The 24,593-nt window shown below is 65.4% G+C and carries 19 protein-coding genes; 5 read left to right on the top strand and 14 right to left on the bottom strand.

The window, feature by feature from the left end; genetic code table 11:
* Positions 1–165: 165 nt before the first annotated feature.
* The 8 genes from AC07N6_RS11730 to AC07N6_RS11765 form a co-directional block, all read right to left on the bottom strand.
* On the bottom strand, positions 166–1,149 hold the full coding sequence (locus AC07N6_RS11730) for a FecR domain-containing protein (RefSeq protein WP_494783282.1): 984 nt from the start codon (positions 1,147–1,149) through the stop codon (positions 166–168).
* A gap of 16 nt (positions 1,150–1,165) precedes the next feature.
* Entirely contained in the window at positions 1,166–1,663 is a 498-nt protein-coding gene (locus AC07N6_RS11735; RefSeq protein WP_494783281.1) for a sigma-70 family RNA polymerase sigma factor, read from the bottom strand.
* Positions 1,664–1,965: 302 nt separating this feature from the next.
* The gene (locus AC07N6_RS11740; RefSeq protein ID WP_494783280.1) at positions 1,966–2,817 is read right to left on the bottom strand and encodes an ABC transporter permease; all 852 of its coding nucleotides are present in this window, start codon (positions 2,815–2,817) and stop codon (positions 1,966–1,968) included.
* The gene (locus tag AC07N6_RS11745; RefSeq protein ID WP_494783279.1) at positions 2,807–3,691 is read right to left on the bottom strand and encodes an ABC transporter permease; all 885 of its coding nucleotides are present in this window, start codon (positions 3,689–3,691) and stop codon (positions 2,807–2,809) included. The genes AC07N6_RS11740 and AC07N6_RS11745 overlap by 11 nt, the downstream gene beginning before the upstream one ends.
* Positions 3,688–4,791, bottom strand: coding sequence for an ABC transporter ATP-binding protein (locus tag AC07N6_RS11750; protein ID WP_494783278.1), 1,104 nt, complete (start codon positions 4,789–4,791; stop codon positions 3,688–3,690). The genes AC07N6_RS11745 and AC07N6_RS11750 overlap by 4 nt, the downstream gene beginning before the upstream one ends.
* Positions 4,788–5,864: an ABC transporter substrate-binding protein gene (locus AC07N6_RS11755; protein ID WP_494783277.1), complete on the bottom strand. Its 1,077-nt coding sequence runs from the start codon at positions 5,862–5,864 to the stop codon at positions 4,788–4,790. Before AC07N6_RS11755 ends, AC07N6_RS11750 begins: the two co-directional genes overlap by 4 nt.
* A 63-nt stretch (positions 5,865–5,927) precedes the next feature.
* Positions 5,928–7,973: a hydantoinase B/oxoprolinase family protein gene (locus AC07N6_RS11760; protein WP_494783276.1), complete on the bottom strand. Its 2,046-nt coding sequence runs from the start codon at positions 7,971–7,973 to the stop codon at positions 5,928–5,930.
* A complete protein-coding gene (locus AC07N6_RS11765; protein WP_494783275.1) occupies positions 7,970–10,105 on the bottom strand; it encodes a hydantoinase/oxoprolinase family protein in 2,136 nt (711 codons plus the stop codon). The genes AC07N6_RS11760 and AC07N6_RS11765 overlap by 4 nt, the downstream gene beginning before the upstream one ends.
* Positions 10,106–10,394: 289 nt before the next feature.
* On the opposite strand from AC07N6_RS11765, the gene AC07N6_RS11770 reads away from it, so the two are divergent.
* The gene (locus AC07N6_RS11770; RefSeq protein ID WP_494783274.1) at positions 10,395–11,900 is read left to right on the top strand and encodes a M81 family metallopeptidase; all 1,506 of its coding nucleotides are present in this window, start codon (positions 10,395–10,397) and stop codon (positions 11,898–11,900) included.
* Between the two features lie 9 nt (positions 11,901–11,909).
* On the opposite strand, the gene AC07N6_RS11775 is transcribed toward AC07N6_RS11770, so the two are convergent.
* The gene (locus tag AC07N6_RS11775) at positions 11,910–12,725 is read right to left on the bottom strand and encodes a substrate-binding periplasmic protein (RefSeq protein WP_494783273.1); all 816 of its coding nucleotides are present in this window, start codon (positions 12,723–12,725) and stop codon (positions 11,910–11,912) included.
* Between the two features lie 273 nt (positions 12,726–12,998).
* Here AC07N6_RS11775 and AC07N6_RS11780 point away from each other — a divergent pair, with 273 nt between their 5' ends.
* Positions 12,999–14,744, top strand: coding sequence for an IlvD/Edd family dehydratase (locus AC07N6_RS11780; protein WP_494783272.1), 1,746 nt, complete (start codon positions 12,999–13,001; stop codon positions 14,742–14,744).
* A gap of 156 nt (positions 14,745–14,900) precedes the next feature.
* Here AC07N6_RS11780 and AC07N6_RS11785 read toward each other — a convergent pair whose 3' ends face one another.
* The gene (locus AC07N6_RS11785; protein WP_494783271.1) at positions 14,901–15,794 is read right to left on the bottom strand and encodes a LysR family transcriptional regulator; all 894 of its coding nucleotides are present in this window, start codon (positions 15,792–15,794) and stop codon (positions 14,901–14,903) included.
* A 157-nt stretch (positions 15,795–15,951) separates the two neighbouring features.
* Between AC07N6_RS11785 and rarD the strand changes: the two genes are divergently transcribed.
* Entirely contained in the window at positions 15,952–16,845 is an 894-nt protein-coding gene (rarD, locus tag AC07N6_RS11790) for an EamA family transporter RarD (protein WP_494783270.1), read from the top strand.
* A 146-nt stretch (positions 16,846–16,991) separates the two neighbouring features.
* Entirely contained in the window at positions 16,992–18,518 is a 1,527-nt protein-coding gene (locus tag AC07N6_RS11795) for a sensor domain-containing diguanylate cyclase (protein WP_494783269.1), read from the top strand.
* 128 nt (positions 18,519–18,646) lie between these two features.
* Here AC07N6_RS11795 and AC07N6_RS11800 read toward each other — a convergent pair whose 3' ends face one another.
* Together AC07N6_RS11800 and pepN are read right to left on the bottom strand one after the other, a co-directional pair.
* On the bottom strand, positions 18,647–19,648 hold the full coding sequence (locus tag AC07N6_RS11800) for a class 1 fructose-bisphosphatase (RefSeq protein ID WP_494783268.1): 1,002 nt from the start codon (positions 19,646–19,648) through the stop codon (positions 18,647–18,649).
* 58 nt (positions 19,649–19,706) lie between these two features.
* Positions 19,707–22,403, bottom strand: coding sequence for an aminopeptidase N (gene pepN / locus AC07N6_RS11805; protein WP_494783267.1), 2,697 nt, complete (start codon positions 22,401–22,403; stop codon positions 19,707–19,709).
* A gap of 326 nt (positions 22,404–22,729) precedes the next feature.
* Here pepN and AC07N6_RS11810 point away from each other — a divergent pair, with 326 nt between their 5' ends.
* On the top strand, positions 22,730–23,383 hold the full coding sequence (locus AC07N6_RS11810; protein WP_494783266.1) for a DUF4136 domain-containing protein: 654 nt from the start codon (positions 22,730–22,732) through the stop codon (positions 23,381–23,383).
* 33 nt (positions 23,384–23,416) lie between these two features.
* Here the strand turns inward: AC07N6_RS11810 and AC07N6_RS11815 are convergent, their stop codons facing one another.
* Positions 23,417–23,587, bottom strand: coding sequence for a hypothetical protein (locus tag AC07N6_RS11815; RefSeq protein WP_494783265.1), 171 nt, complete (start codon positions 23,585–23,587; stop codon positions 23,417–23,419).
* 30 nt (positions 23,588–23,617) lie between these two features.
* Entirely contained in the window at positions 23,618–24,592 is a 975-nt protein-coding gene (locus AC07N6_RS11820; RefSeq protein ID WP_494783264.1) for a quinone oxidoreductase family protein, read from the bottom strand.
* Position 24,593 lies beyond the last annotated feature (1 nt).

Raw genomic sequence — 24,593 nt, forward strand, 5'->3', positions numbered from 1 at the left:
AGCCGGCCTTTTAGCCGGTCTTTTACACACTGCTTTCCCGGGGTTTTCTGGGTAATTCATACTGAACCTTTCGATGTCCGAATTGAGCGTCTTCACTGGTATGCCCAACGAACATCGAAAATGGCTCAGCTTTTCCAAAAAGAATTTTCAGGGACTGCGAAATGGCTATTTGGACACAATGCGCGCCCAGTAACGGGTGAAGTATTGGATGTGCACCGGCATGGTCTGCTCCAGCAGCGTCAGGCTGGCGGTCGTGTCTGCCAATGGGAATACGCCGGAGACGGCCAGTTTCCCGACCCCGGAATCGACCTGCAGCAGCCCCGCGCGGTAGCGCCCCAGCTCTTCCGCAAAGGCGGCAAGCGGCATCTGGTCGACCACCAGCATGCCAGTGGTCCAGGCCAGGCCCAGCTCGCTGCACTGCGTTGCGGATTCCACGGCGCGCGCGGAGAAGGCGGCCTGGTATCCCGCCGCGACAAGCCGTTTTTCGGCGGGCGCATCCGCAGGAACAAGTTCCACCGCGCCCTCATACACCGCAACATGCGAACGCCCGTCCAGCTGCCTGGCGGTAAAGCGCGTACCGAGCGGCTGCAGCCGGCCCTCGGCCGTCTCCACGATGAAAGGGCGGGCCGGGCTGCGGTCATCTGTTGCGGTGGCGACCAAGATCTCTCCCTGCAACAGACGGACGCGGCGCATCTCATCGCTGTAGCGGACCTGAATCCGGGTCGACGTGTTCAAGGTGATTGTTGTGCCGTCCTCCAGCACCAGGTCACGCTGCTCGCCGCGCTCCGTCACCACCGCGTCGCCTCGGCCGGGCCAGGGCGACAAGCGGTACGCCGCCCACGCGGCCGGACCTGCGGCCAGCACTAGCGCCAGCGTTTTGACGGCCGCGCGGCGTGAGGGCGCCGATGCCGCCGATGCCGCCGATGCCGCCTTGAGCGCCACCGCCCCCGGCGCCGGCACGCCTTTCAACTTGTCGAGCAGCACCGAGGCCTTTTGCCAAGCCATCTCGTGCTCGGCGCTGCGCTGGCGCCATTGGTTGAAGCGGACACGTTCCTTGGGCGTCAGCGGGCCATCGTGCATCTCCATCAGCCAGGTGGCGGCCTCCTGGAGAATTTCCTCGGATAGCGGCTGGCGTGGGGCTTGCTCCATCACAATTCGGTCCGCCCTAAATGACGCGCAGGCAATGGCCATAGGCCTTGACCATGTGGCGCTTTACCGTCGCCAGCGACACGTCCAGCAAATCGCAGATGTCGGCATAGGGAAGGCCGTCCAGCTGGGCCAGCAGAAAGACCTGTTTTACCTTGGCCGGCAGACCGTCGAGGATCCTGTCTATGTCGGTCAATACCTCCAAGACCAGCAAGCGCTCCTCAGGCGAGGGCTGCACCGGCTCCGGCGCGGCGGCGAGCGCGTCCAGATAGGCTTGCTCAAGATTCTTGCGGCGCAGATAGGTATTGACGACCCCTTTGGCCACCGTCGTCAGGTAGGCCTTGGGATTGTCCAGGTTGCCTGGCAGCCGTCCGGCAAACAGGCGCACGAACGTGTCTTGGGCGAGGTCTGCGCCCAGATACCGGCATTTCAGTTTGTGGCTGAGCCAGTTGGCCAGCCAGTTGTGGTGCTCGCTGTAGAGAACCCCGATTTGTTGATGCACCCCTGCATTGGACATGATTTGCCAGCCTTCCAGGCGGCGGTCCGCTGCTGGCGGCCGTCTCGCCTAAAATGAATCAATCGGACAACAAGGAGTTTTCTCCCCCTTTACGCTTTTCCGGCATGCGTTTATCCCTGCATTGTAATGACAATCATTACTATTTACATCATTTATAAAAATAGTTCTTATTGAACATGCCGGCCCCGCGGCCAATCGCCGGCGCTGGCATTTCCGCAGCAGCAAACGCCAAAAAGAACGGCCGCGACATGGCGCGGCCGTTCTTCTGTTCCTGCTGGGGGCATGCGCCTGCCGCTTGCGCGCTACATCGCCTTGGTCAACCCGATCGTGCGTTCGATCAGCACCAGCGCCAGCACCGCCAGCACGATGAAGATGGCCGACACGGCATTGACCACCGGATCGAAGGTCTGGTCGATGTAGGTGAAGATCCGCACCGGCATCGATACCGTGCCCGGCGCCGTCAGGAACAGGCTGACCGAGACTTCGCCAAAGGAGGTCACCGCGGCAAACACGGCGCCGGCCACGATGCCCGGCTTGATCAGCGGCAGCGTCACATGGCGGAACGTGTAGGCCGGCGTGGCGCCCAGGTTCATCGAGGCCGTTTCGAGACGGCGGTCCATCGATGCCAGGCTGACGCTGACGGTCCGCACGGCATACGGCAAAGCGACCACGATATGGCCCGCCGCCAGCCCGAGCAGAGAGCCGGCCATCCCGGCGCCGGTCAGCACATATAGCAAGGCGATGCCCAGCACCACTTGCGGGATGATCAGCGGCGAAAGCACGAATGCCTGGATCACGGAGCGTCCCGGGAACTCCAGCCTGGCCAGCGCATAAGCCGCCGTCGTCCCCAGCAGCGTCGTCACCGGCGTGGCGATGAGCAGCAGCCAGGCGCTGACTTCGAGCGCCCGCAGCCAGCCCGGATTGTCGATGAAGGCGCGGAACCAGCGCAGCGAGAATTGCTGCGGCGGGAACTGCGGATACGCCTCCGGGCTGAATGCCGACAGGAAGATCACCAGCACCGGCAGGCTCAGGAACACATACACCAGCGCCCCGGCGCCGATCCCGGCCAGCCGCCAGGCCTTGGCCGACGCCGTGCTTTGCGCGACGGCCGCGGTGGCCGCAGTGACATGGACAGCAGGCTGATCAGTGGCCATAGACACGACGCTCCCAACGTTTTTGCAAGTAAGTCATCACGCCCGCGATGCCGGCCGTCACCGCCAGCAAGGTCAGCGACAAGGCAGCCGCCAATGGCAGGTTGGCAATCTGGAGCGCCTGCTGGTAGATGCCGATGGGCAGCAATGGCTGCAGCCGTCCGCCGATCAGCAATGGCGTGACATAACTGCCCGCCGCCAGCGCGAAGACGATGATCGCGCCGCTCATCATGCCCGGGATCGTCAGCGGCAGGACCACGCGGGTGAACGTATGGAACGGCCCGGCGCCCAGGCTTTGCGAGGCGCGCGGCAAGGCTTCTGGAAGGTCGCCCAATGACGTCGCCAGCGGCAGCACCGCGAAGGGCAGCATCACCTGCACGTAGGCGACGATGACGGCCTTCATGTTCCACAGCAGCGCCAGCGGCGAATCGATCAGGCCGGTGTGGCGCAGGATGTCGTTGATCAGGCCGTTTTGCGCCAGCAGCACGATCCACGCGAACGTGCGGATCACCACGCTGGTGAGCAGGGGCGAGATCAGGATCACATACAGCAGCGTGCGCCAGCCGCGGCTGCGCGTGGCCACCAGCAGCCATGCCGCCGGATAGGCCAGCAGCACGCATAGCACCGCCGTCAGCGCCGCCACCCACAAGGTGGTGCCCAGCGCCGACAGGTAATGCGGCGATGTGAACACCTGCGCATATTGCGCCAGGCCATAGGTCGGCAGCAGCATCAGCATGCTGTCCACGTTGCGCAGGCTCAGCACTATCAGCAGGATCCCCGGCACGGCCAGGAACGCCGCCAGGAACAGCATCGACGGCGTCAGCAGCAGCCAGGCAAACAGCGTGCCGCCCGGCCCTTTCTTGTCGGCCAGGCTCATGCCGCGCTCCCGGCCGCGCCCGCTTCGGGCGGCAGCGGCACGAGGTCTTGCGCCGACCATGACAATTGCACCGGCGAACCCGGCGCGGGAATGGCCGCGAATGCCGATTCGGGGGCATCGACCGCCAGCTCGCCGTGGCCTGCCAGCGCCACCGTGACATGAATGCCCGCGCCGGTGTAGCTGGCGTCGCGCACGATACCGCTGGCAGCGTTGATGGCCGGCGCGGCAGCGCCGCCGGGCGCCAGGCGGATGCGTTCCGGACGCAGCAGGAACAACGCCTCGCCGGCGCTGCCGTCCACCGGCAGCAAATGCAGCGGCGCCTGGGACGCCCCTGCGTGATGCAAGGCGGCATAGCCGCCGTTGGCCTCGCGGCGCGCCGCGATCAGGTTGGCCTGGCCGACGAATTCGGCGACAAAGCGGTTGGCCGGCTGGCGGTACAGTTGCAGCGGCGTGCCGACCTGCTGCAGGCGCCCACGGCCCAGGATGCCGATACGGTCGGACAGGCCGAGCGCCTCTTCCTGGTCGTGCGTGACCATCACGGTCGTGATGCCCACGTCGCGCTGCATGCGGCGCAATTCGGCCTGCATTTCCTTGCGCAGCTTGGCATCGAGATTGGACAGCGGTTCATCCAGCAGCAGCACCTGCGGGCTGATGGCCAGCGCGCGGGCGATCGCCACGCGCTGCTGCTGGCCGCCGGAGAGCTGGTGCGGCATGCGATGCCCCAGTTCGGACAGCCGCACCAGGTCCAGCATGTCCCCTACCCGCTTGCGGATCGCGTCGCCGCCCGACTTGCGCACGCGCAAGCCATAGGCCACGTTGTCGAACACATTCAAATGCGGAAACAGCGCGTAGTTCTGGAACACCATGCCGATGTCGCGCTGGTGCGGCGGCAGCGCCGTGATGTCGCGTCCGCCGATGGCCACCCGCCCGGCGCTGGGCGCCAGGAATCCGGCAATGATGTTGAGCAGCGTGGTCTTGCCGCAGCCGCTGGGACCGAGCAGCGAGAAGAACTCGCCCTGCCCGATCGCCAGGTCTACGCCGTCCAGCGCCTTGAGTTCGCCGAACTGCCGCGCAACGGCATGGATTTCAATTGCGCTCATTTACCACTGCCCAGCGCCTGCGCCCAGCGGTTGGTCCAGTCGGCCACCTTCGGCGTGGCCGTTTCATAGTCGATCCAGATCAGCTTCTTGTACGCCTCTTCGCCGACCTGCACCTTGGTCTTGAGCTCTTCGTCGTATTGCACGTCGCGGTTGGTCATGCCGTACAGCGACTTGTCGGAGAACGCCTTCTGCACCTGCGCGCCGGAGAGGAAGTCCACCAGCTTGTAGGCATTGGCCAGGTTAGGCGCGCCCCTGGCGATGACCCAGTTGGCCGCGCCCACCACGGGGCCATCGGTCGGGTAGGCGAAGCCGACCTTCAGCCCGCTCTTTTGCAGCGCGAACACACGGCCGTCCCAATAAGGCACGACCCATGCGTCGCCGCGTTCCAGCAAGGTCTGGATGGCGCCCGGGCTGTCCGGGAAGGCAACCGCGTTCTGCTTGAGTTCGGCCAGCTTGGCAAAGGTCTTCTCGACGGCGGCATCGTCCTTGAGTTCGCCGCCCAGCGCGTGGGTCAGGCCGGCGAAGAATTGCAGGCCGGCGGCATAGGCCGGGGACGATACGGCAACGTGGCCCTTGTATTCAGGCTTCCACAGGTCCAGCCAGCTGGTCGGCGGCGTCTTGACCAGGTCCGTGCGATAGGCCAGGCCCAGTTGGCCCAGGCTGAAGGCGGCGGCGTAGGTCTTGCCGTCGCGCACGAATTTTTCCTGTACGGTGCCGTAGAGCTTGTCCAGGTTCGGGATGTTCCTGGCTTCCAGCGGCTCCAGCAGATTGGCGGCGGCGGCGCGCTGCACCGAGTCCGGCTGGAAGACGACGATGTCGTACGCCGGGTTGTTGCCGTTGGCGGCGCGCAGCTTGGCCAGCCATTCCGCATCGGCGCCCGGCACGATCTCGACATTGATGTTGTTGTCCTTGGCGTATTGCTCAAGGCCGGCGGCGCGGATGTTCTTTTCCCAATCGCCGCCATAGACGCCGATGACGACCTTGTCGGTCGCCGCCGGCGCGGCAGCTGCCTGCGGGGCATCGGTTTTCTTCTCGCCGCAGCCGGCCAGGACGGCCACTGCCAAGACGGTCATGGCCAACGTCGGAATAATGCGGATGGATTTCACTTGCTTGCTCCAGTCAGGTTGGATGGATGGTTAGTGTGTTGCCGATGTTGCCGATGTTGCCGATGTTGCCGATGTCGCCGATACGGCGGAAACCAGTTCCGCCACCGCTGCCTCAAAGCGCCCGGCCGCGTCGGCCAGTGCGGCATCGGCGGCCGTTTCGCGCGGGAACTCCGGCGGCAGCCCGCCAAGCGCCGCGGCGAAGATCTGCTTGCGGCGGCGGCTGCGCGCTGCCGCAGGCAAGGCAAACAGGGCGGCGTTGAGGCGATCCAGATGTTCGGGCTGGAACACGCGTTCCCACGCATCGCGCTCCGGGCCGAAGCGGCCGATGCCCTTGCTGCCTTGCGCGCGCGCCTGTTCTGTCGCCGCCGCATCGATCGCCAGGCGGCCTTGCCCGCCGATGACGACGCCGTATTCGCTGCGCGCCGCCTCCGGCGACAACAAGCCGCGCTGCACATCGGCCAGGACCGCCGCGGTATCGCGCCGGAACGGATCGCCCCAGCCGCCGCCGCCGGGCGTACGGATTTCAATTTCATCGCCCGCCAGCACCGGCAGCAAATCGATCTTGCCCAGTTCGCGCGGCGCCTCGCCCTGGCGATGCAGGACCAGTCCGGCCGCTGCGCCGGCCTGGCCGCCATGGGCGCCCCACGGGCGGAAGCGCAGGCGCTCCATGCCGCGCGCCAGCACGAAGGTATCGTCCTGCAGGATACGGAAGCGGATCGCCTGGCCATTGCCGCCGCGCCACTGGCCGGCTCCGGCCGAACCGGGGCGCAAGCCATAGCGCAGGATCTCGATGCCGGTCTCGGCCTCGACCGTTTCCACCGGATTGTTGGACAGGTTGGAAATGCTGCTGTCGCGCCCGTCTGCGCCATCGTGGCCGCGGCGGCCGCCGGTGCCGCCGACCATCGGCTCGACCACTTGCACGTTCTGGCCGTGGCCATGGCGCGCGGGTTCGGCCACCACCACCGGAATGATGGTGCCGCCGCTGGCCGCCGGCATGTGTTCAGGCAAGGCCTGGCCGAGCACGCCGTTGAGCGCATCGTTGACGCGCACGGCCGCCGCATGGCGCACACCGACGGCGGCGCCCGGCAAGGGATTGACGATGGTGCCGGCCGGCGCAATCACCGATACCGGCACCAGCAGGCCGGCATTGATCGGCACGCCCTTGTCGAGCGTGGCGATGAGCGCCAGGATGCGCAGCGTCAGCCAGGCGTGCGGCAGGCCGTGGCTGGGAATGTTGATGGCCGCGGCCACTTGCGGATCGCTGCCGGTGAAGTCGAGCGTGATATTGCCGTCGGCCAGGGTGACCGCCAGCGCGATACGCACGGGCAAGCCGACGCCGGCTTCATCGTCCAGGTAATCGACAAAGCGGTAGGTGCCGGCCGGCACTTTCGACAGCACCGCCCGTGCGCGTAGCGCGGCATAGTCGACCAGGTCGGTCTGGGCATCGAGGAACGAGGCCACGCCGTGTTGCGCCACGGTCTGCGCCACACGGTCGCGGCCGGTCGCCAGCGCGCCAAGCATGGCCTTCAGGTCGCCCATGTTGGCGTCCGGCGTGCGGCTGTTGGCGGTGAACAGCAATACCACGTCGTCATTGATCCGGCCGCCGCGCATGATCTTCACCGGCGGGATCTGCAAGCCTTCCTGGAAGATTTCATGGTTGCTCGGCGAAATGCTGCTCGGCACCTTGCCGCCGACGTCCGACGCGTGCAGGAAGCCCCAACCATACGCCACGATGCGGCCTTCATGGAAATAGGGCTGCACTACCTGCAAGTCCGGCAAGTGCGTCGCCAGGCCCTTGGAACGGTACGGATCATTGGTCAGGATCACGTCGCCCGGCTGCAGCGGGCCGACCGCCTCGATCGTGGTCGTGCAGTCCAGGCCGACGAAGCCGGAGACGCCCAGCGCGCGCGGATAGGCGAAGAACTTGCCGTCCAGGCCCACCAGCGCGCAGCAGAAGTCGGCCGTTTCCTTGACGTAAAGCGTGCGGCCGGTGCGTTGCAGCGTGAGGCACATTTCTTCGGCAATGGAGGTGAGCTTGTTGCCGAGGATTTCGATGCTGACGGGATCGAGCTTCATGCTGCGCCTCCTTGTTGCGCCGGTTGCGGTTGCGATTGCGGTTGCGCCGGCCCCCGCCCTTGCGCGGGGGTGAGATGCAGGTTGCCCAGTGCATCCGTGCGCGCCTGCCAGCCGGGCAATACCAGCACGGTGGTGTCGTCCTGCTCGACAATCGCCGGGCCGTCGAACGCGTCGCCGGCGCCCAGGCTGTCGCGGGCATAGATGGCGGCGTCCTGCCAGGCGTCGCGCAGGAATACCTTGCGCGTGGCGCGCGGCGCGGGCTTGCCCTGGCCGGCGAAACGCGGCACGTTGGCCGCCGCCACCATGTGGCCGACAATGGCCAGCCGCACGGTCGACACATCGACCGGCGCCTGCGCATCGCGGAATCCATAGAGGCGTTCATGCTCGCGGTGGAAGTATTCGGCCAGCGTGGCCGCATCCAGCGGCGACGGCAGCGGATGCGGCAAGGCCACGTTCAATTCATAGGCTTGTCCGGCATAGCGCATGTCCAGCGCCGGCCAGAACGACGGCGCGCCGGTGCTGGCCACGCCCTGCGCCTTGAGCCAGCCGGCGGCCTGCGTTTCCAGCTCCTGCCAGATGCGGCCCACCGCGCCGGCCGCGGTGTCGTCGAGCGTCACGCGCAAGCTGCGCACGAAGTCGCGGCGCAGGTCGGCGGTGGCGGCGCCCAAGGCACAGAAGGTGCCCGGCTTCAACGGTACCAGCACATGCGCCAGGCCGGCCTCCTCGGCCAGCCAGTTGGCGTGGGTGGGGCCGGCGCCGCCGAAAGGCACCAGCGCGAACTCGGCAGGATCGAGGCCGCGCTGGGCCAGGTTCTTGCGCAATTCGGAAGCCATCTGCGCCGACGCCACCGCCAGCGCGCCGGAGGCCGCGCGCTCGACGCCATCGGCGCCATCCAGTTTCAGCGCGCCGGCGACCTTCTCCAGCGCGGCTTGCGCACGTTCCGGGTAGAGCGACATGGCGCCGCCGACAAACGCGGCGGCATCCAGCACGCCGGTGGCAAGGTAGCAGTCGGTGACGGTCGCATCGACACCGCCCCGGCCATAGGCGGCCGGGCCGGGATCGGCGCCGGCGCTTTCCGGACCGACTTTCAATACGCCATGTTCGTCCACCCGGATCTTGGAACCGCCGCCGGCGCCGATGGCAGACACGCCAATGACCGGCAATACCAGCGGCAAGCCGCCGATGTCGGTACGCGTGACCATCTCCGCCAGGCCATGCTGGGACACGGCAATGTCGCTGCTCGTGCCGCCCATGTCGAAGGTGACGATGCGCGGCACGCCGGCCGCCGTGGCCAGGCGCGCGGCCGCCACCACGCCCGAGGCCGGTCCCGACAGCACGGTGTCGATCGGGCGCGCCAGCGCCGCATTGAGCGACAGCGAACCGCCATTGGAGGCCGTTACCAGGATCGGCGCCGCCACCCCCAGCTCATCGACCAGCTCGGACAAGCGTTCGAAATAGCGTTGCATCAAGGGTTGGATATAGGCGTTGAGCGCGGCGGCCACGGTGCGTTCGTATTCACGGATTTCCGGCCAGACCTGGGCCGCCGAGATGATCTTGGTGCCGGGCGTATGCGCCTCGATGTCCCGCGCCAGCGCCGCCTCCCGCTCAGGCTGGAGGAACCCGTTGATCAGCATGATCACCGCGGTATCGACTTCCAGGGCGCGGACGTCTTCGGCGGCCCGCCGGATGGCGTCGGCCTGCGGCCAGCGCGTAACATCGCCATCGCGGTTGAAACGGGCGCCGATTTCCACCACGCGCTCGCGCGGCAGGAACGGCTCTTCCCGGGTGGCATGGAAGTCGAAGGACGACGGCATGCGCGCGCGGCCGATTTCCAGCACGTCGCGAAAACCCTCGGTCACGATCAGTCCCACCCGCGCGCCGCGCCGCTGGATGATGGCGTTCAGGCCGATGGTGGTGCCATGCAGCAGTACGCCGATATCGTCAGGCTTGAGGCCATGCTTGCCGATCAGCGTAACCAGGCCGTTGCGCACCGCCAATGCCGGATCGGCGGGCGTGCTGGGTTCTTTGTGATAGGCGAGCTGTTGGCGTGCCGCATCGTAGAGGACAAAGTCGGTAAAAGTGCCGCCGACGTCGATACCGATGCGCGCGCCCGTCGAATGGACGGAATTCAATGCAGAGGCTCCAGAAAATCACCCCGTTTCCCATCAGCCGGGAAGCGAGCTGATCCTTGGGACATCGAGGCAAAGTGCGAAATTTTAGGATCTGGCCATGACCAGGAGAAATGAATTTTCGGAATTAACTTATGCGATATTCGACTGTAGTCGAAGGACTCTCATGCTGCCAGCGCCATTATGATCGAGTCTGGCCCCTCATGCTTTCCAGCATGTTTTCGCGGTAACTTATTGGCCTCGCCCTTTTTCGCTTTTACTCGATTGACTTGATCGATTGTCAGGATCTCGCATGCGCATCGCCATTGGCGGCTTCCAGCACGAAACCAATACATTTTCTCCTACGCCTACCCGCTGGCAGGATTTTCTGGCCGCCGACACCTGGCCCGGCCTCTTGCAAGGCCCGGCGCTGCTGGCGGAGATGACGCCGGCCGACGGCGCCCAGGCGCGCAATATCCCGATTGCCGGCTTCATCGGCGCGGCGCGGGATGATGGCGCGCATACGCTGCTTCCCCTGTCCTGGTGCGCCGCCGGCCCCTCCGGCCGCGTGACCGAGGACGCCTTCGAACGCGTCGTGGCGCTGCTGCTGGAAGGGATCGCCCAGGCCCGGGCCGACGCCGTCTATCTCGACTTGCACGGCGCCATGGCCGCCGCCCACATCGACGACGCCGACGGCGAGATCCTGCGCCGCGTGCGCCTGGCCATTGGCGACGATATCCCGCTGGTGGCCAGCCTGGACCTGCATGCCAATGTCTCGCCGCTGATGGTCGACAGCGCCGACCTGCTGCTGGTCTACCGCACCTATCCGCATGTGGACATGGCGGCCACCGGGGCACGCGCCTATGCCTGGCTGGCGCGCCGGCTGCAGGGCATGCCGCGCCCGCGGGCGGCGTGGCGCCGCATCCCCTTCCTCATTCCGATCTGCTGGCAATACACCGGCGCCGAACCGGCGCGTTCGCTGCGGCAACTGCAGGAAACGTTCGACAGCGACACGCTGGCCGCCGGACTGGCCATGGGTTTTCCCGCGACCGATGCCGCCAAATGCGGCCCGGCGGCATGGGCCTATGCGCCCAGCGCCGACGCTGCGCGCGCCGCGGCCGACCGGCTGGCGGCGGCCGTCGAGGCCGCCGAATCCGGTTTCGCCGGCGACATCCTTGACGCCGGCGACGCCGTCGCCCGCGCCCAGGAGCTGCTGCGTTCGCCAGGCGCCGCCGGTCCGGTCATCATCGCCGACGGCCAGGACAACCCTGGCGCCGGCGGCAGCGCCGACACGACCGGCCTGTTGCGCGCGCTGGTCGCGGCCGACGCACGCAACGCCGTCATCGGCCTGCTGGTCGATGCGCAGGCGGCGGCGCAAGCACATGCGGCCGGCGCAGGGGCCGAGGTGCGCCTGGCGCTCGGCGGCAAATCCGGGATCGCCGGCGATGCGCCTTTCGAAGCGAGGTTTCGCGTCATGCGCCTGCACGGCGGCGAGGTCGATGCCACCGGCAGCGTCTTCAAGGGTTACCGGCTCACGCTGGGCCCATCGGCCCTGCTGCGGATCGGCGGCGTGCAGGTGATCGTCGTTTCCCGGCCGATCCAGCTGCTGGATCTGGCGCTGCTGCGTTTCGTCGGCCTGGCGCCGGAGAGGCTGGACATCATCGCCGTCAAGAGCGTGGTGCATTTCCGCGCCGACTTCGAACCGCTGGCGCGCGCCGTCCTGCTGTGCGCCTCGCCGGGCGCCTTTGCGCTCGATCCGTCGACGCTGCCCTGGACCAGGCTGCCCGCCGACATACGCCGCAAGCCGGCGTCGCCCTGAGGCGCCCGGTTATTTTGCCGGCGCGATGACCGGAGCGGCTGTTTGTCCCTTGGCGGGCGCATCGATCTTGAATGCCGAGGTATAACGTTCCAGGATCGCCTGCAACTCGCCGCGTTTTTGCATCGACTCCAATTGGGCGTTGATCCTGGGCAGATACTTGACGCAGGGGTTGGCCTTGCTCAGGGCGATGAAATTATCCGTCGCGCTCACATACGGCTTGAGCGCCATGAAGCGGTCGGTCTGCCGGGTCTGGCTCAGATAGATCATGCCGCTGTAATAGCCGGTGATGAGATAGTCGATGCTGCCGACATCGAGCTTGCTGAAATTCATATAGGCCTTCTGCGCCTGCTCCACCTTGAGGTTATCGCGCAGGAACTCGTCGAAACCGCCGCCGAACTGGTTGCCCATGGTGATGGCGCCGCGCTTGCCGGCCAGGTCCTTCCAGCCTGAATAGCTGAAACTACGGTCGCGCGCGACAAATACCGCAATCGGGTTGGAGAAAAGCGGAACCGCAGTGAAGGCCAGGTATTGCTGGCGCTCGGGCGTGTTCTTCAGGGACGCCACCATGGCCACTTCGCCGCTTTCCGCATCCTTCAGCACGCGATGGAACGGCCCCACATAGCGCACCTCGAACGGGATCTCCAGCGCGGCCAGCGCGTGCGAAGCGATTTCGATGCTGGCGCCGGTCAGGCGCTTGCCGTCGTACCAGTGCAAGGGCGCATAGTCGGAATCGGCGGAAATCACGACTTTCGTGCATTCGGCCCCTTGCGCCGCCGTGACGATGGCCACGGCCATCAGCAGGCCGGCAGGCATGAATCCCTTCATGGCATCTCCTCTGTGCCGGGCAGCGCCGGGCGCGCCTCCCGCATCCCTTGTATTTTTCTTGGTGTGATGAAATCAGCATAACAGCAACTCGCGGCGGCGCAACCGCAATCTCGCCGGCCAAACCGAAAAAACTTTTTGGTATGAAGATCAAGACCGGCGCTTTTTACCTGTCCGGACCTTTGAAATACTTGTCGTAGTTGAAAGGATGATCATGCGTCTCTCCCCCATTCGCTTGAACGTCCTCCGCCAAGAACGATTCCAGGGAGACCATCAATGAGCAAGAAAGCACCAGCCGCTGGCAAGACGCAGCCCGCCACCGGCATGCGTCGCGGATTGACTGCCTACGGCGACCAGGGCTTTTCGCTGTTCCTGCGCAAGGCGTTCATCAAGGGCGCCGGCTATACCGACGATGCGCTGGCCCGCCCGGTGATCGGCATCGTCAACACCGGCAGCGCCTACAACCCCTGCCACGGCAACATGCCGCAGCTGATCGAGGCGGTCAAGCGCGGCGTCATGCTGGCCGGCGGCTTGCCGATGGACTTTCCCACCATCTCCATCCACGAGAGTTTCGCCGCGCCTACCTCGATGTATCTGCGCAACCTGATGTCGATGGATACGGAAGAAATGATCCGCGCCCAGCCCATGGATGCCGTGGTATTGATCGGCGGCTGCGACAAGACGGTGCCGGCGCAGTTGATGGGCGCCGCCTCGGCCAAGCTCCCGGCGATCCAGCTCATTACCGGTTCGATGCTGACCGGATCGCACCGCTCCGAACGCGTGGGCGCCTGCACCGATTGCCGCCGCTACTGGGCCAGGTACCGCGCCGACGAAATCGACGACGAGGAAATTGCCGATGTCAACAACCAGCTGGTGGCCAGCGTCGGCACCTGTTCGGTGATGGGCACGGCCAGCACCATGGCCTGTATCGCCGAGGCCATCGGCATGACGGTGGCCGGCGGCGCTTCGCCGCCGGCGGTGACCGCCGACCGCATCCGCGTGGCCGAAGAGACCGGCGCGCGCGCCGTGCAACTGGCGCACAGCGGCCTGACGATCGACCAGATCCTGACCGAAAAGGCTTTCGACAACGCCCTGCGGGTACTGCTGGCCATCGGCGGCTCGACCAACGCCATCGTGCACCTGGCCGCCATCGCCGGACGCGTGGGCCTGGAAATCGATCTCGCCAGGCTCGACCGCATGGGCCGCGAGACGCCGGTGCTGCTCGACCTCAAACCCAGCGGTGCGCACTACATGGAAGATTTGCACAAGGCCGGCGGCGTCGCCACCTTGCTGCGCGAACTCAAGCCGTTGCTGCACCTGGATGCGATGACGGTCAACGGCATCACGCTGGGCGAACAGCTGGCAGCGCAAGGCCCCGGCTTCGCGCAGGACGTGGTGCGCAGCTTCGCCGATCCGATTTATCCGCAAGGCGGATTGGCGGTATTGCGCGGCAACCTGGCGCCCGGCGGCGCCATCATCAAGCAATCGGCGGCCGATCCGCGACTGATGGAGCATGAGGGCCGCGCGGTGGTGTTCGATAACCTGCAGGATCTGGCCGAACGCATCGACGACGAGTCGCTCGACGTCCATGCCGACGACATGCTGGTGCTCAAGAACATCGGCCCGCTGGGCGCGCCCGGCATGCCGGAGGCGGGCTATATCCCGATCCCGCGCAAGCTGGCGCGCCAAGGCGTCAAGGACATGGTGCGCATTTCAGATGGCCGCATGAGCGGCACCGCGTTCGGTTCCATCGTGCTGCACGTCACGCCCGAGGCGGCCATTGGCGGCCCGCTGGCCTATGTGCGCACGGGCGACCGCATCCGCCTGTCGGTGTCCCGGCGTGAACTTTCCCTGCTGGTTTGCGAACAGGAACTGGCCCGGCGCGCGCAAGCGCATCCGGTCGTCAAGCCCGTCGCCGGGCGCGGTTACCGCAAACTGTTCCTGGAAAACGTGACGCAAGCCGACCAGGGCGTCGACTTCGCATTCCTGCGCGCGGAAAACCTGCAGCGCAAGGATACATAGAAGCTGTTGCGAAATGACCTGATTACCGTTCGAACTGAGTAGGCCCTGCGGGGCCGTATCGAAGGCGTATCGTCCGTGAGCCTTCGATACGCGGCTTCGCCGCTACTCAGTCCGAACGGACGGACACAACCAAAAAAACAATGTCGCAACGGCCTCTTAGCGCACGCTCGCCCGATCCGCGGCGAATACCCTCACCGCCTCGTCGGCGAACACGCGCGCCAGCGCCACATGCGGCGAATGGCGCGCGGTGATCAGGCCGACGCGGCGTACCGGCGCACGGTCGGGCAGCGCCACCTTCACCAGTGCCTGGCCGCCTTCCCACAACGCCGACCAGTCGGGCAGCAGCGATACGCCCAGGCCTTTGCCGACCATCGCCGCAATCGCCAACAGGCTGTCGATCTCCAGCCGCTGATGCGGCACGATGCCGTGGTCGCGCAGGTAGCGGTCGGCCAACTGGCCGCCCAGCACGTTGCGGTTGTAGCGGATGAAGGGCTCATGCCGCAGCAGCGCGTGGGCGTCTTTCCCAGCGCTGCCGGCCGGCGCGATCACCACCAGCGGCTCCTCCATCAGCGGCAGCCATTCGCAGGTCTTGGGCACGGCGAACTGCGGCTCGACCACCACGGCGACATCGAGTTCGCCGGCCGCGACCTTGCGGCACAATTCCACCGAGGCGCCCGGTTCCACGTAAATACTGACGTTGGGATAACAGCGATAGAAACGCTGCAGCAGCGACGGCAATACGCCGGTCATGGCAGAGACGAACACGCCAAGGCGCAGTTCGCCGACCTCGCCCGCGCCGTCGCGCGCCAGCGCCTGCATGTCGCGCGCCGAGCGCAGCAAGGCATGCGCGCTTTCCAGCACTTTCAGCCCTTGCGCGGTGGGCCGCACGGAACGTCCCGAACGCTGGATCAGCTGTGCCGCCAGGCTTGCTTCCAGCGAACGCACGCGCGCGGCCACCGCGGCAGCGGTCAGATCGAGCCGGCGGGCGGCCTCCGCGAGCGAACCGCTTTCCACCACGGCGACGAAACTTTGCACATATCGGATATCCATCGGAACCGGTCTCATCCATCGTTTTAGTTGTCCATGCAGTGTAGCGCGTCAAGGCTGCATCTTGTGCCCGGCCTCTGACGCCGGCATTCGCATGCCGTAGAATCGCGTCTTTGCCGCTGCCCAATCGAGACACAGCGGCCAACCCGATTGGCATCGTATGAACCACCATGAAACCGTCCGCGGCATCGGCCTGTCGGTCCTCGCGTCCACGCTGTTCGCCCTCCTTTCCGGCTATACCCGCCTGCTGGCGCCGCTCGACGGCCTGGATATCTTCGCCTGGCGCATCCTCTGGACCACGATCGCGGTGCTGGCCCTGATCGCCTGGCGCCGGCACGGCGCGCAACTGAAAACGGCGTGCGGCGAGATCGCCCGCGATCCCGGCAAGTGCCTCTCGTTGCTGGCCATGGCCGCCATGCTGGGCGTGCAGCAATGGCTGTTCTTGTGGGCCCCGGTCAACGGCCGTGCGCTGGAAGTGTCGCTGGGATATTTCCTGCTGCCGCTCACGATGGTGCTGGTGGGGCGTTTCCATTACGGCGAGCGGCTCAATTTGCTGCAGTGCATGGCGGTACTCTGCGCACTGGCCGGCGTGGCGCACGAGCTGTGGATGACGCGCGCGTTTTCATGGCCCACGCTGCTGGTGGCGCTGGGCTATCCGCCCTACTTTATCTTGCGCCGCCGCATCAGGCTGGATTCGCTGCTGGTCTTCACGGTCGAATTGTTGCTGCTGTTGCCGGTCGCCGCCCTGGCCCTGGTGCTGAACGGTTCGTTCTCGCTGGTGCTGCGGGAACCCGCGATGTACCTGTTGCTGCCTGGGCTGGGCATACTCAGCATGGTGGCGCTGACCTGCTATCTGCGCGCCGGCAAATTGCTGCCGATGGGCTTGTTCGGCATCCTCGGCTATGTCGAACCGGTGCTGCTGGTATTTGTCGCCATGGCGGTGCTGGGCGAGTCGCTCGGCGCCGCCCAGTTGGGTACCTATGTGCCGATCTGGATATCGGTGGGGCTCACCGCCATCCATAGCGTGCGGCTCATGCGCAGGCCGGTGAATTAAGCATATTTCCCCTTTCACTTTTCCGGCTGCGGGCTTAACCTTCTCTCTAATCAGGGCTGCCAGCCGAGGGAACAAGATAGAGCGGGCGGCCGATTTCAAGGGGTATCCGCATGCAAGCGATACAGCCAGGGGAACGCCAGGAAAAGATGCATCCCGTATCAAAACGCGCCAAGCTGTTTGTCGTCCTGGCCTGCGTGGCCATTACGGTACTGCATGGATGGCAAAGCTGGGGAGCCCGGCGCAGCGACCTGGACAACGCCCGGATCACTTCCGGCAACATGGCCAAGGCGCTGGCGCAGCATGCCAACGATGCCTTTCAATCCATCGATGGGCTGCTGCTCAACGTGACCGACCGTGTCGCCGCCCAGGGCATGGGCAGCCCCCTGATGGCGGAGATGGCGCCGTTGCTGCATCGCCTTTCCGTGGAAATGCCGGAACTGGACGGCTTGCTGATCTGCGACGAACAGGGCAACTGGGTCGTCAATTCCTCCGGCGAGCCGCATCAGGACGGCAACAACAGCGACCGCCCCTATTTCATTTACCACCGCGACCACGACGACCGCGCTCCGCTGATCGGCACCGTACTGCGCAGCCGCGGCACGGGCCGTTGGGTGATCCCGGTCTCGCGCCGCATCAATCACCGTGACGGCAATTTTGCCGGCGTCGCGCTGGCGACGATAGACCTGGCCTACTTCACCGATTTTTACCGCACGTTCGATGTCGGCGCCAGGGGCTCCATCGGATTGTTGTTGCGCGATGGGACGCTGCTCACGCGCCAGCCTTTCGACGAAAAACTGATCAACCGGGACTTCAGCGACAGCCCGCTGTTCCGCCAACTGCTGCCGGCCGCCCAGAACGGCGCCATCGCCAACAATTCGCGCATCGACGGCGTGCGCAGGCTGTTCAGTTATCAGGCGATCAAGAAGTATCCGTTGGTGGTCACGGTCGCCTTGTCCGAAGACGATGTCCTGGCCGACTGGTATCAGGAGACGGCGGTCTACAGCATGGGGGTGCTGCTCCTGCTGCTGATGATCGCGACCTTCGGCTGGCACCTGATCGGCCAGATCGAATTGCGCCTGCAAGCCGAGCTCAAGGCCCTCAAAGCCAAAGACGATCTGCAGGAGTTGAACCGCACCCTGGAAATGCTGGCGCAGCAGGATGGCCTGACCGGGCTAGCCAACCGCCGCCATTTCGATCATGTGCTGGAAAAGGAATACCGGCGCGCCTGCCGGGGCGGCGGGCCACTGTCGCTGGTGCTGATCGACGTCGACTTCTTCAAGCAATACAACGACATCTATGGCCACCAGGCCGGCGATGAATGCCTGCGCCAGGTCGGCAAAGTGCTGAAGGATCTGGAACGCAGGTCATCCGATCTGGCCGTGCGCTACGGCGGCGAAGAGATGCTCCTGCTGCTGCCCAATACCGATGAAACCGGCGCGGCGCAAATGGCGGAAACCATCCGGGCCGGCATCCAGGCGCTGGGCATTGCCCACAGCGCCAGCCCGGCCGCGGTGGTCACCGTGAGCGCCGGCGTCAATAGCATCCTGCCCGACCGGCAGCACATCCCGCCGATGGAAGAATTGCTCGGAAAAGCCGATGCCGCGCTGTACGAAGCCAAGCGCGGCGGACGCAACCAGGTGCGGCAGGCCAGGCAAATGCCCGATACCGTTTGAGCCGGAAAAATCGCGGCATGAAAAACGGCGCCGGCATGCAACATGCCGGCGCCGTTTTCGAGGGTGCGCAAGCCGTCCTGCGACGGCCTGCTGCTTTATTCCCGCGTTTATTCCTGCTTTATGCCCGCTTATTCCTTGTGATAGGAAGTCACGCGCTCCACTTCGTTCTTCGATCCCAGGAACACGGCCACGCGCTGGTGCAGCTTTTCCGGCTGGATGTCGAGGATGCGCTGCTTGCCATCGGTGGCGGCGCCGCCGGCCTGCTCGACGATGAAGGCCATCGGGTTGGCTTCATACATCAGGCGCAGCTTGCCTGGCTTTTCCGGTTCGCGGGCGTCGGCCGGGTACATGAAGATGCCGCCGCGGTTGAGGATGCGGTGCACGTCGGCCACCATGGAGGCGATCCAGCGCATGTTGAAGTCCTTGCCGCGCGGGCCGGTGACGCCGGCCAGCATTTCATCGACGTAACGCGTGACCGGCGGGAACCAGTGGCGCTGGTTGGAGGCGTTGATGGCGAACTCCTTGGTGTCGGCCGGGATCTGGATGTCCTTTTGCGTGAGCACCCAGGCGCCCATTTCGCGGTCCAGCGTGAAGCAATGCACGCCGTCGCCGGTGGTCAGCACCAGCACCGTTTGCGGGCCGTACACGGCATAGCCGGCGGCGACCTGCCTGGTGCCGGGCTGCATGAAGTCCTGCTCGCTTGGTTCGGTCATGCCGTCCGGCGCCTTCAGCACCGAAAAGATGGTGCCGATGGAGACGTTGACGTCGATGTTGGAAGAGCCGTCCAGCGGGTCGAACATCAGCAAGTATTCGCCCTTCGGGTAGCGGTTGGGGATGCGGTGGATGGTCTCCATTTCCTCGGATGCCATGGCCGCCAGGTGGCCGCCCCATTCGTTGGCCTCCAGCAGGATCTCGTTGGAGATCACGTCCAGCTTCTTCTGTACTTCGCCCTGCACGTTTTCGCTGCCGGCGCTGCCCAGCACCTCGCCCAGCGCGCCCTTGCCGACGGCGTGCGAAATCGATTTGCAGGCGCGGCCGACGACTTCGATCAGAAGGCGCAGTTCGGATGGGATCTTGTTGTGCAGGCGCTGCTGCTCAATCAAGTGTTGCGTGAGGCTGATGCGTTTCATGGTGTGCTCTTCCCTGTTTGAAAATGATGAATGCTATGTCTGTGCGCAATTCTTGCGCTCAATCCGCCAGCGCCTTGGTGACGACTTCGGCAACGTCACGCGACAAATTGGGCGACGACGCCACCTGCTGCAGCGCCAGGCGCATTTTTTCCTGCAGCGCCGGGGTGTATTTGCGCCAGCGGTCCAGGCTGCGCGCCAGGCGCGCGGCGACTTGCGGGTTGCTGCCGTTGAGTGCGATGACCTGCTCGGCCCAGAAGGTATAGCCATTGCCGTCCAGCGCATGGAAAGCCGAGGGGTTGCCGTTGCAGAAGCTGAAGATCAGGCTGCGCGCGCGATTGGGATTCTTGAGCGTGAACGCGGGGTGCCCGGCCAGCGAGCGCACGGTGTTGACGTCGGCATCGCGGGCCGTGGCTTGCAGCGTGAACCACTTGTCGATCACCAGCGCCTCGCTTTCGAACTCGTCGTAGAAACCTTGCAGCGCTTCGCTCTTGCCGCTGGCGCTACTGTTGACCAGCGCCGCCAGCGCGGCCAGGCGGTCGGTCATGTTGTTGGCGTCCTGGTCCTGGCGCTGCGCCAGCGCCAGCACCTCTTCATCATCCAGCTCGGCCAGGTAGGACAGCGCCACGTTCTTGAGTGCGCGGCGGCCGGCCGAGGCGGCATCCGGACTGTAGGCGCCGGGCGTCCGGTTGGCGCGATAGGCCGCCAGCAGGTCGTCGCGCAGTGCGCGCGCCAGCGAACGGCGCAGGAACTGGCGGGCGATGTGGATGGCGTGCGGATCGATCACTTCCATCTGCTCGGCGATCATGGTTTCGGACGGCAGCGTCAACGCCAGTTCGCAAAATGCCGGATCGAGCGATTCATCGTTGAGCGTGGCGCGCAGCGCATCGGCCAGGGCGCCGTCGTGTTCGATGTTGTTGAGCACGGTGTCGACCGCCACCACATGGCCGGACTGGCGCGCGGCCTGTACCGCCACCGTGAGGTTCAGCAGGCGGCGCATGGCCAGGCGCTGCCCGGCTTCCCAGCGGTTGAACGGATCGCTGTCGTGCGCCATCAGGAACGCCAGCTCGGCATCGCTGTATTCGACCTTCAGCACCACCGGCGCCGAGAAGCCGCGCAGGATCGACGGCACCGGCGCTTCATTGACACCGGTGAAGCGGAAGGTCTGCCTGGCCTTGATCAGTTCCAGCACGCGGGTGCCAGCCGCTGCTGCTGCGGCGCTCTCGCCTTCGAGCTTGAGGGGCATGTCGCGCCCCTTGGCGTCCAGCAGGCCGACGGCGACGGGGATATGGAACGGCAGTTTTTTCTTCTGGCCGGGCGTGGCGGGGCAGCTTTGTTCCAGCGTCAGTTCCAGGGTCTTGCGCTTGGCATCGTAACGCGCGCTGGCATCCACCTGCGGGGTGCCGGACTGGCTGTACCAGCGTTCGAACTGGCTTAGGTCGCGCTGGTTGGCGTCGGCCATGGCGGCGCGGAAATCGTCGCAGGTCACAGCCTGGCCATCATGCCGCTTGAAGTACAGGTCCATGCCCTTGCGGAAGCCCTTGCGGCCCAGCAGGGTCTGGTACATGCGCACCACTTCGGCGCCTTTTTCGTAGATGGTGACGGTGTAGAAGTTGTTGATCTCGACGTAGGAGTCGGGGCGCACCGGGTGCGCCATCGGGCCTGCATCTTCCGGGAACTGCGCCTGGCGCAGCACGCGCACGTCGTCGATGCGCTTGACCGCGCGGCCGCTGTCGGTGCCGATCATGTCGGCCGAGAATTCCTGGTCGCGGAAGACGGTCAGGCCTTCCTTCAACGACAGCTGGAACCAGTCGCGGCAAGTCACGCGGTTGCCGGTCCAGTTATGGAAATATTCGTGCCCGACCACCGCTTCGATGTTGGCGAAGTCGACATCGGTGGCGATGCGCGGGTTGGCCAGCACGTACTTGGTGTTGAAGATGTTCAAGCCCTTGTTTTCCATCGCGCCCATGTTGAAGTCGCCGACGGCGACGATCATGAAGCGGTCCAGGTCCAGCTCCAGGCCGAAGCGCTCGACGTCCCAGGCGATGCTGTTCTTGAGCGAATCCATCGCATGCTGGGTCTTGTCGAGGTTGCCCTCTTCCACCCACACCTGCAGCAGCGCCTTGCGGCCGGACTTGAGCTGGTAGGTCTCTTCCTGGCAGACCAAGTCGCCGGCCACCAGCGCGAACAGGTAGGACGGCTTCTTGAACGGGTCTTCCCACTTGGCATAGTGGCGGCCGTCGGGCAGGTCGCCCTGTTCGACCAGGTTGCCGTTGGACAGCAGCACCGGATATTGCTTCTTGTCGGCGCGCAACATGACGGTGTACTTCGCCATCACGTCCGGTCGGTCCGGGAAGAAGGTGATCTTGCGGAAACCCTCGGCTTCGCACTGGGTGAAGAAATTGCCGTTGGAGACGTACAAGCCCATCAGCGAGGTGTTGCGGTCGGGATGGGTGAGCGTCTCGATCTCCAGCACCGCCTTGGCCGGCGCCGCGGGAATGGTCAGCACATGGCCGGCCAGGCGGTAGTCGCCCTTGGCCAGCGTCTTGCCGTTGACGCGCAGGGCGACCAGTTCCAGCTCTTCGCCGAACAGGACGATGTCGCGGCCGGCCGCGGCCGGATTGCGGTGCATGGCGATGCGGGTCGCCACGCGGGTGGCGGCGGGTTCGAGGTCGAATCCCATTTCAACGGTATCGACCAGGTAATTGGGAGCGGCGTAGTCTTTACGATGGATCGTCTGTGGCGTATCGGTGCGCATGGAGCCTGTCCGGGAAAGGGAATGAAGAAAAAACGGGCCAAAGCCGGATTTTACCAATCAACCCGCGCCTCGCGGGCAGAAAGACGGCAATCGCAGCGGCGAACCGGCGCCCCGCCTCTGGCACAGACCTGCGCTGGCGCGGAACGTTCTCGCCTTTCCGAAAAAGCGGGGGTGCCGCCCGGCGCTGCGACATCAACCGCTTGCGCCCTGCCGCACTACAATAGACGCCATGCTCGCCCGGGATCGAAACACGCCAGTGCCGGTCGAAGCTTCATCGCCCGACGCGGCCACGCCGCGGGCAGTTTTATCTTGATTGGAGATATGCCATGAAACGCCGGCTCTTTTTATTCATCGCGGCCGCCAGCCTGCTGCTGTCGGGCTGCGCTTCCGTGGTCGAAAGCGATGTGACCGCCTTCCACGCATGGCCGGCCGACGCCAACGGCAAATCCTACGTGTTCGCCCCCGCCAAGGAGCAGGAGAACAATCTCGAATACGGCAACTATGCCCGCTTGATCGGCCAGCAGTTGCAAGCCTTGGGCTTTCGCGAGGCGGCCGACAAGAAGTCGGCGCAGCTCAGCGTCAGTTTCCGCTATGGCATCAACACCGAGCAGGTGGTGGTGACCCGCCCGGCCTACGATCCCTTTTTCTATGGCCCGGCGCCCGGCTGGGGCCGTTTCGGCCCTCACCCTTACGGCTTCTACGGCCCCTACGGACCTTTCTACGATCCGTTCTGGTACGGCGGGCCGATGCAGACCACCAGCTATCCGGTATTCCTGCGCCGCCTGCAGATCGGCATCGCCAACGCCGGCGACGGCAAGCCGCTGTATGACGTGGTGGTCGACAGCGACGGCAACCGCGGCGGCCTGGCGGCGGCCATGCCCTACATGGTGCGCGCGGCCTTCTCCGAATTTCCCGGTCCCAGCGGCGTGACCCGGCACATCAAGATTCAGGTCGAAAAAGACGGCAAACCCGCGCCATGACCTGCGCCTGAATGCCGGGCCAAACCGTGGCGATTACGAAAAATAGGCTTCGCTGCCAAAGGTAATCGCCACGATCAGCAACACGGCGCAAATCAGCACCACCAGCAAGCGCCCGAACTTGGGCGAGCCGTCGTCCCCGGCCGGCTGCTCCGGCGGATGCCCCATCGGGTTGCTGCGCCCGGGGTCGTTCTGCAAGTCACTCATGGCATTGGCCTCCAGGCCTCGCGGCAATGATCAGGGAGTCAGGATAGTCGAGCCGGTGGTCTTGCGCGCTTCCAGGTCGGCATGCGCCTGCCCGGCATCCTTGAGCGCATAGCGCTGGTTGATCTCGATGCTGATCTGCTTGCTTTCGACCATGGCGAACAGGTCGGCAGCGGTGGCGTCGAGGTCGGCACGGGTGGCGGTGTAGTTGCCCAGCGATGGCCGGGTCAGGAACAGCGAACCGCGCGAGGCCAGTTCCGACACGCCGAACGGCGTGACCGGGCCGGAAGCGCTGCCGAAGCTGACCATCATGCCGCGCGGGCGCAGGCAATCCAGCGAACCGGTGAAGGTGTCCTTGCCGATCGAATCGTAGACCACCGGCACGCCTTTGCCGCCGGTGATTTCCTTGACGCGCTCGACGAAATTCTCCGTCTTGTAGTTGATGACATGGGTGCAGCCGTGCTTGAGCGCCAGCGCCGCCTTTTCCTCGCTGCTGACGGTGCCGATCACGTTCACGCCCAGCGCGCGCGCCCATTGGCAGGCAATCAGGCCGATCCCGCCGGCGGCGGCGTGGAACAGGATGGTCTCGCCGGCCTTGACCGGATAGGTCTGGCGCAGCAGGTATTGCACGGTCATCCCTTGCAGCATCATGGCCGCGGCGGTATCGAAGCCGATCGAATCGGGCAGCTTGACCAGGATGTCGGCCGGCATCACACGCTCTTCGGCATAAGCGCCGTTGGGCCGGCCGGCATAGGCGACGCGGTCGCCCACCTTGAAGCCGGCCACGCCGGGGCCGACCGCCTCGATGACGCCGGCCGCCTCTTGGCCCAGGCCGGCAGGCAGCGGCTGCGGATACAGCCCGGAACGGAAATACACATCGATGAAGTTCAGGCCGACCGCCGCGTGGCGGATGCGTACCTCGCCCGGCCCGGGTTCGCCCACCTCAACGTCGACGTATTCCATCACCTCGGGGCCACCGGTCTTGCTCATGCGGATTGCTTTTGCCATG

It is taken from the genome of Herbaspirillum sp. GW821-FHT09A12, from assembly GCF_059418325.1.

Coding starts and splice junctions, on each gene's coding strand:
- AC07N6_RS11730 (WP_494783282.1), bottom strand. CDS start 1,149: ATGGAGCAAGCCCCACGCCAGCCGCTATCCGAGGAAATTCTCCAGGAG.
- AC07N6_RS11735 (WP_494783281.1), bottom strand. CDS start 1,663: ATGTCCAATGCAGGGGTGCATCAACAAATCGGGGTTCTCTACAGCGAG.
- AC07N6_RS11740 (WP_494783280.1), bottom strand. CDS start 2,817: ATGGCCACTGATCAGCCTGCTGTCCATGTCACTGCGGCCACCGCGGCC.
- AC07N6_RS11745 (WP_494783279.1), bottom strand. CDS start 3,691: ATGAGCCTGGCCGACAAGAAAGGGCCGGGCGGCACGCTGTTTGCCTGG.
- AC07N6_RS11750 (WP_494783278.1), bottom strand. CDS start 4,791: ATGAGCGCAATTGAAATCCATGCCGTTGCGCGGCAGTTCGGCGAACTC.
- AC07N6_RS11755 (WP_494783277.1), bottom strand. CDS start 5,864: ATGACCGTCTTGGCAGTGGCCGTCCTGGCCGGCTGCGGCGAGAAGAAA.
- AC07N6_RS11760 (WP_494783276.1), bottom strand. CDS start 7,973: ATGAAGCTCGATCCCGTCAGCATCGAAATCCTCGGCAACAAGCTCACC.
- AC07N6_RS11770 (WP_494783274.1), top strand. CDS start 10,395: ATGCGCATCGCCATTGGCGGCTTCCAGCACGAAACCAATACATTTTCT.
- AC07N6_RS11775 (WP_494783273.1), bottom strand. CDS start 12,725: ATGAAGGGATTCATGCCTGCCGGCCTGCTGATGGCCGTGGCCATCGTC.
- AC07N6_RS11780 (WP_494783272.1), top strand. CDS start 12,999: ATGAGCAAGAAAGCACCAGCCGCTGGCAAGACGCAGCCCGCCACCGGC.
- AC07N6_RS11785 (WP_494783271.1), bottom strand. CDS start 15,794: ATGGATATCCGATATGTGCAAAGTTTCGTCGCCGTGGTGGAAAGCGGT.
- rarD (WP_494783270.1), top strand. CDS start 15,952: ATGAACCACCATGAAACCGTCCGCGGCATCGGCCTGTCGGTCCTCGCG.
- AC07N6_RS11795 (WP_494783269.1), top strand. CDS start 16,992: ATGCATCCCGTATCAAAACGCGCCAAGCTGTTTGTCGTCCTGGCCTGC.
- AC07N6_RS11800 (WP_494783268.1), bottom strand. CDS start 19,648: ATGAAACGCATCAGCCTCACGCAACACTTGATTGAGCAGCAGCGCCTG.
- pepN (WP_494783267.1), bottom strand. CDS start 22,403: ATGCGCACCGATACGCCACAGACGATCCATCGTAAAGACTACGCCGCT.
- AC07N6_RS11810 (WP_494783266.1), top strand. CDS start 22,730: ATGAAACGCCGGCTCTTTTTATTCATCGCGGCCGCCAGCCTGCTGCTG.
- AC07N6_RS11815 (WP_494783265.1), bottom strand. CDS start 23,587: ATGAGTGACTTGCAGAACGACCCCGGGCGCAGCAACCCGATGGGGCAT.
- AC07N6_RS11820 (WP_494783264.1), bottom strand. CDS start 24,592: ATGGCAAAAGCAATCCGCATGAGCAAGACCGGTGGCCCCGAGGTGATG.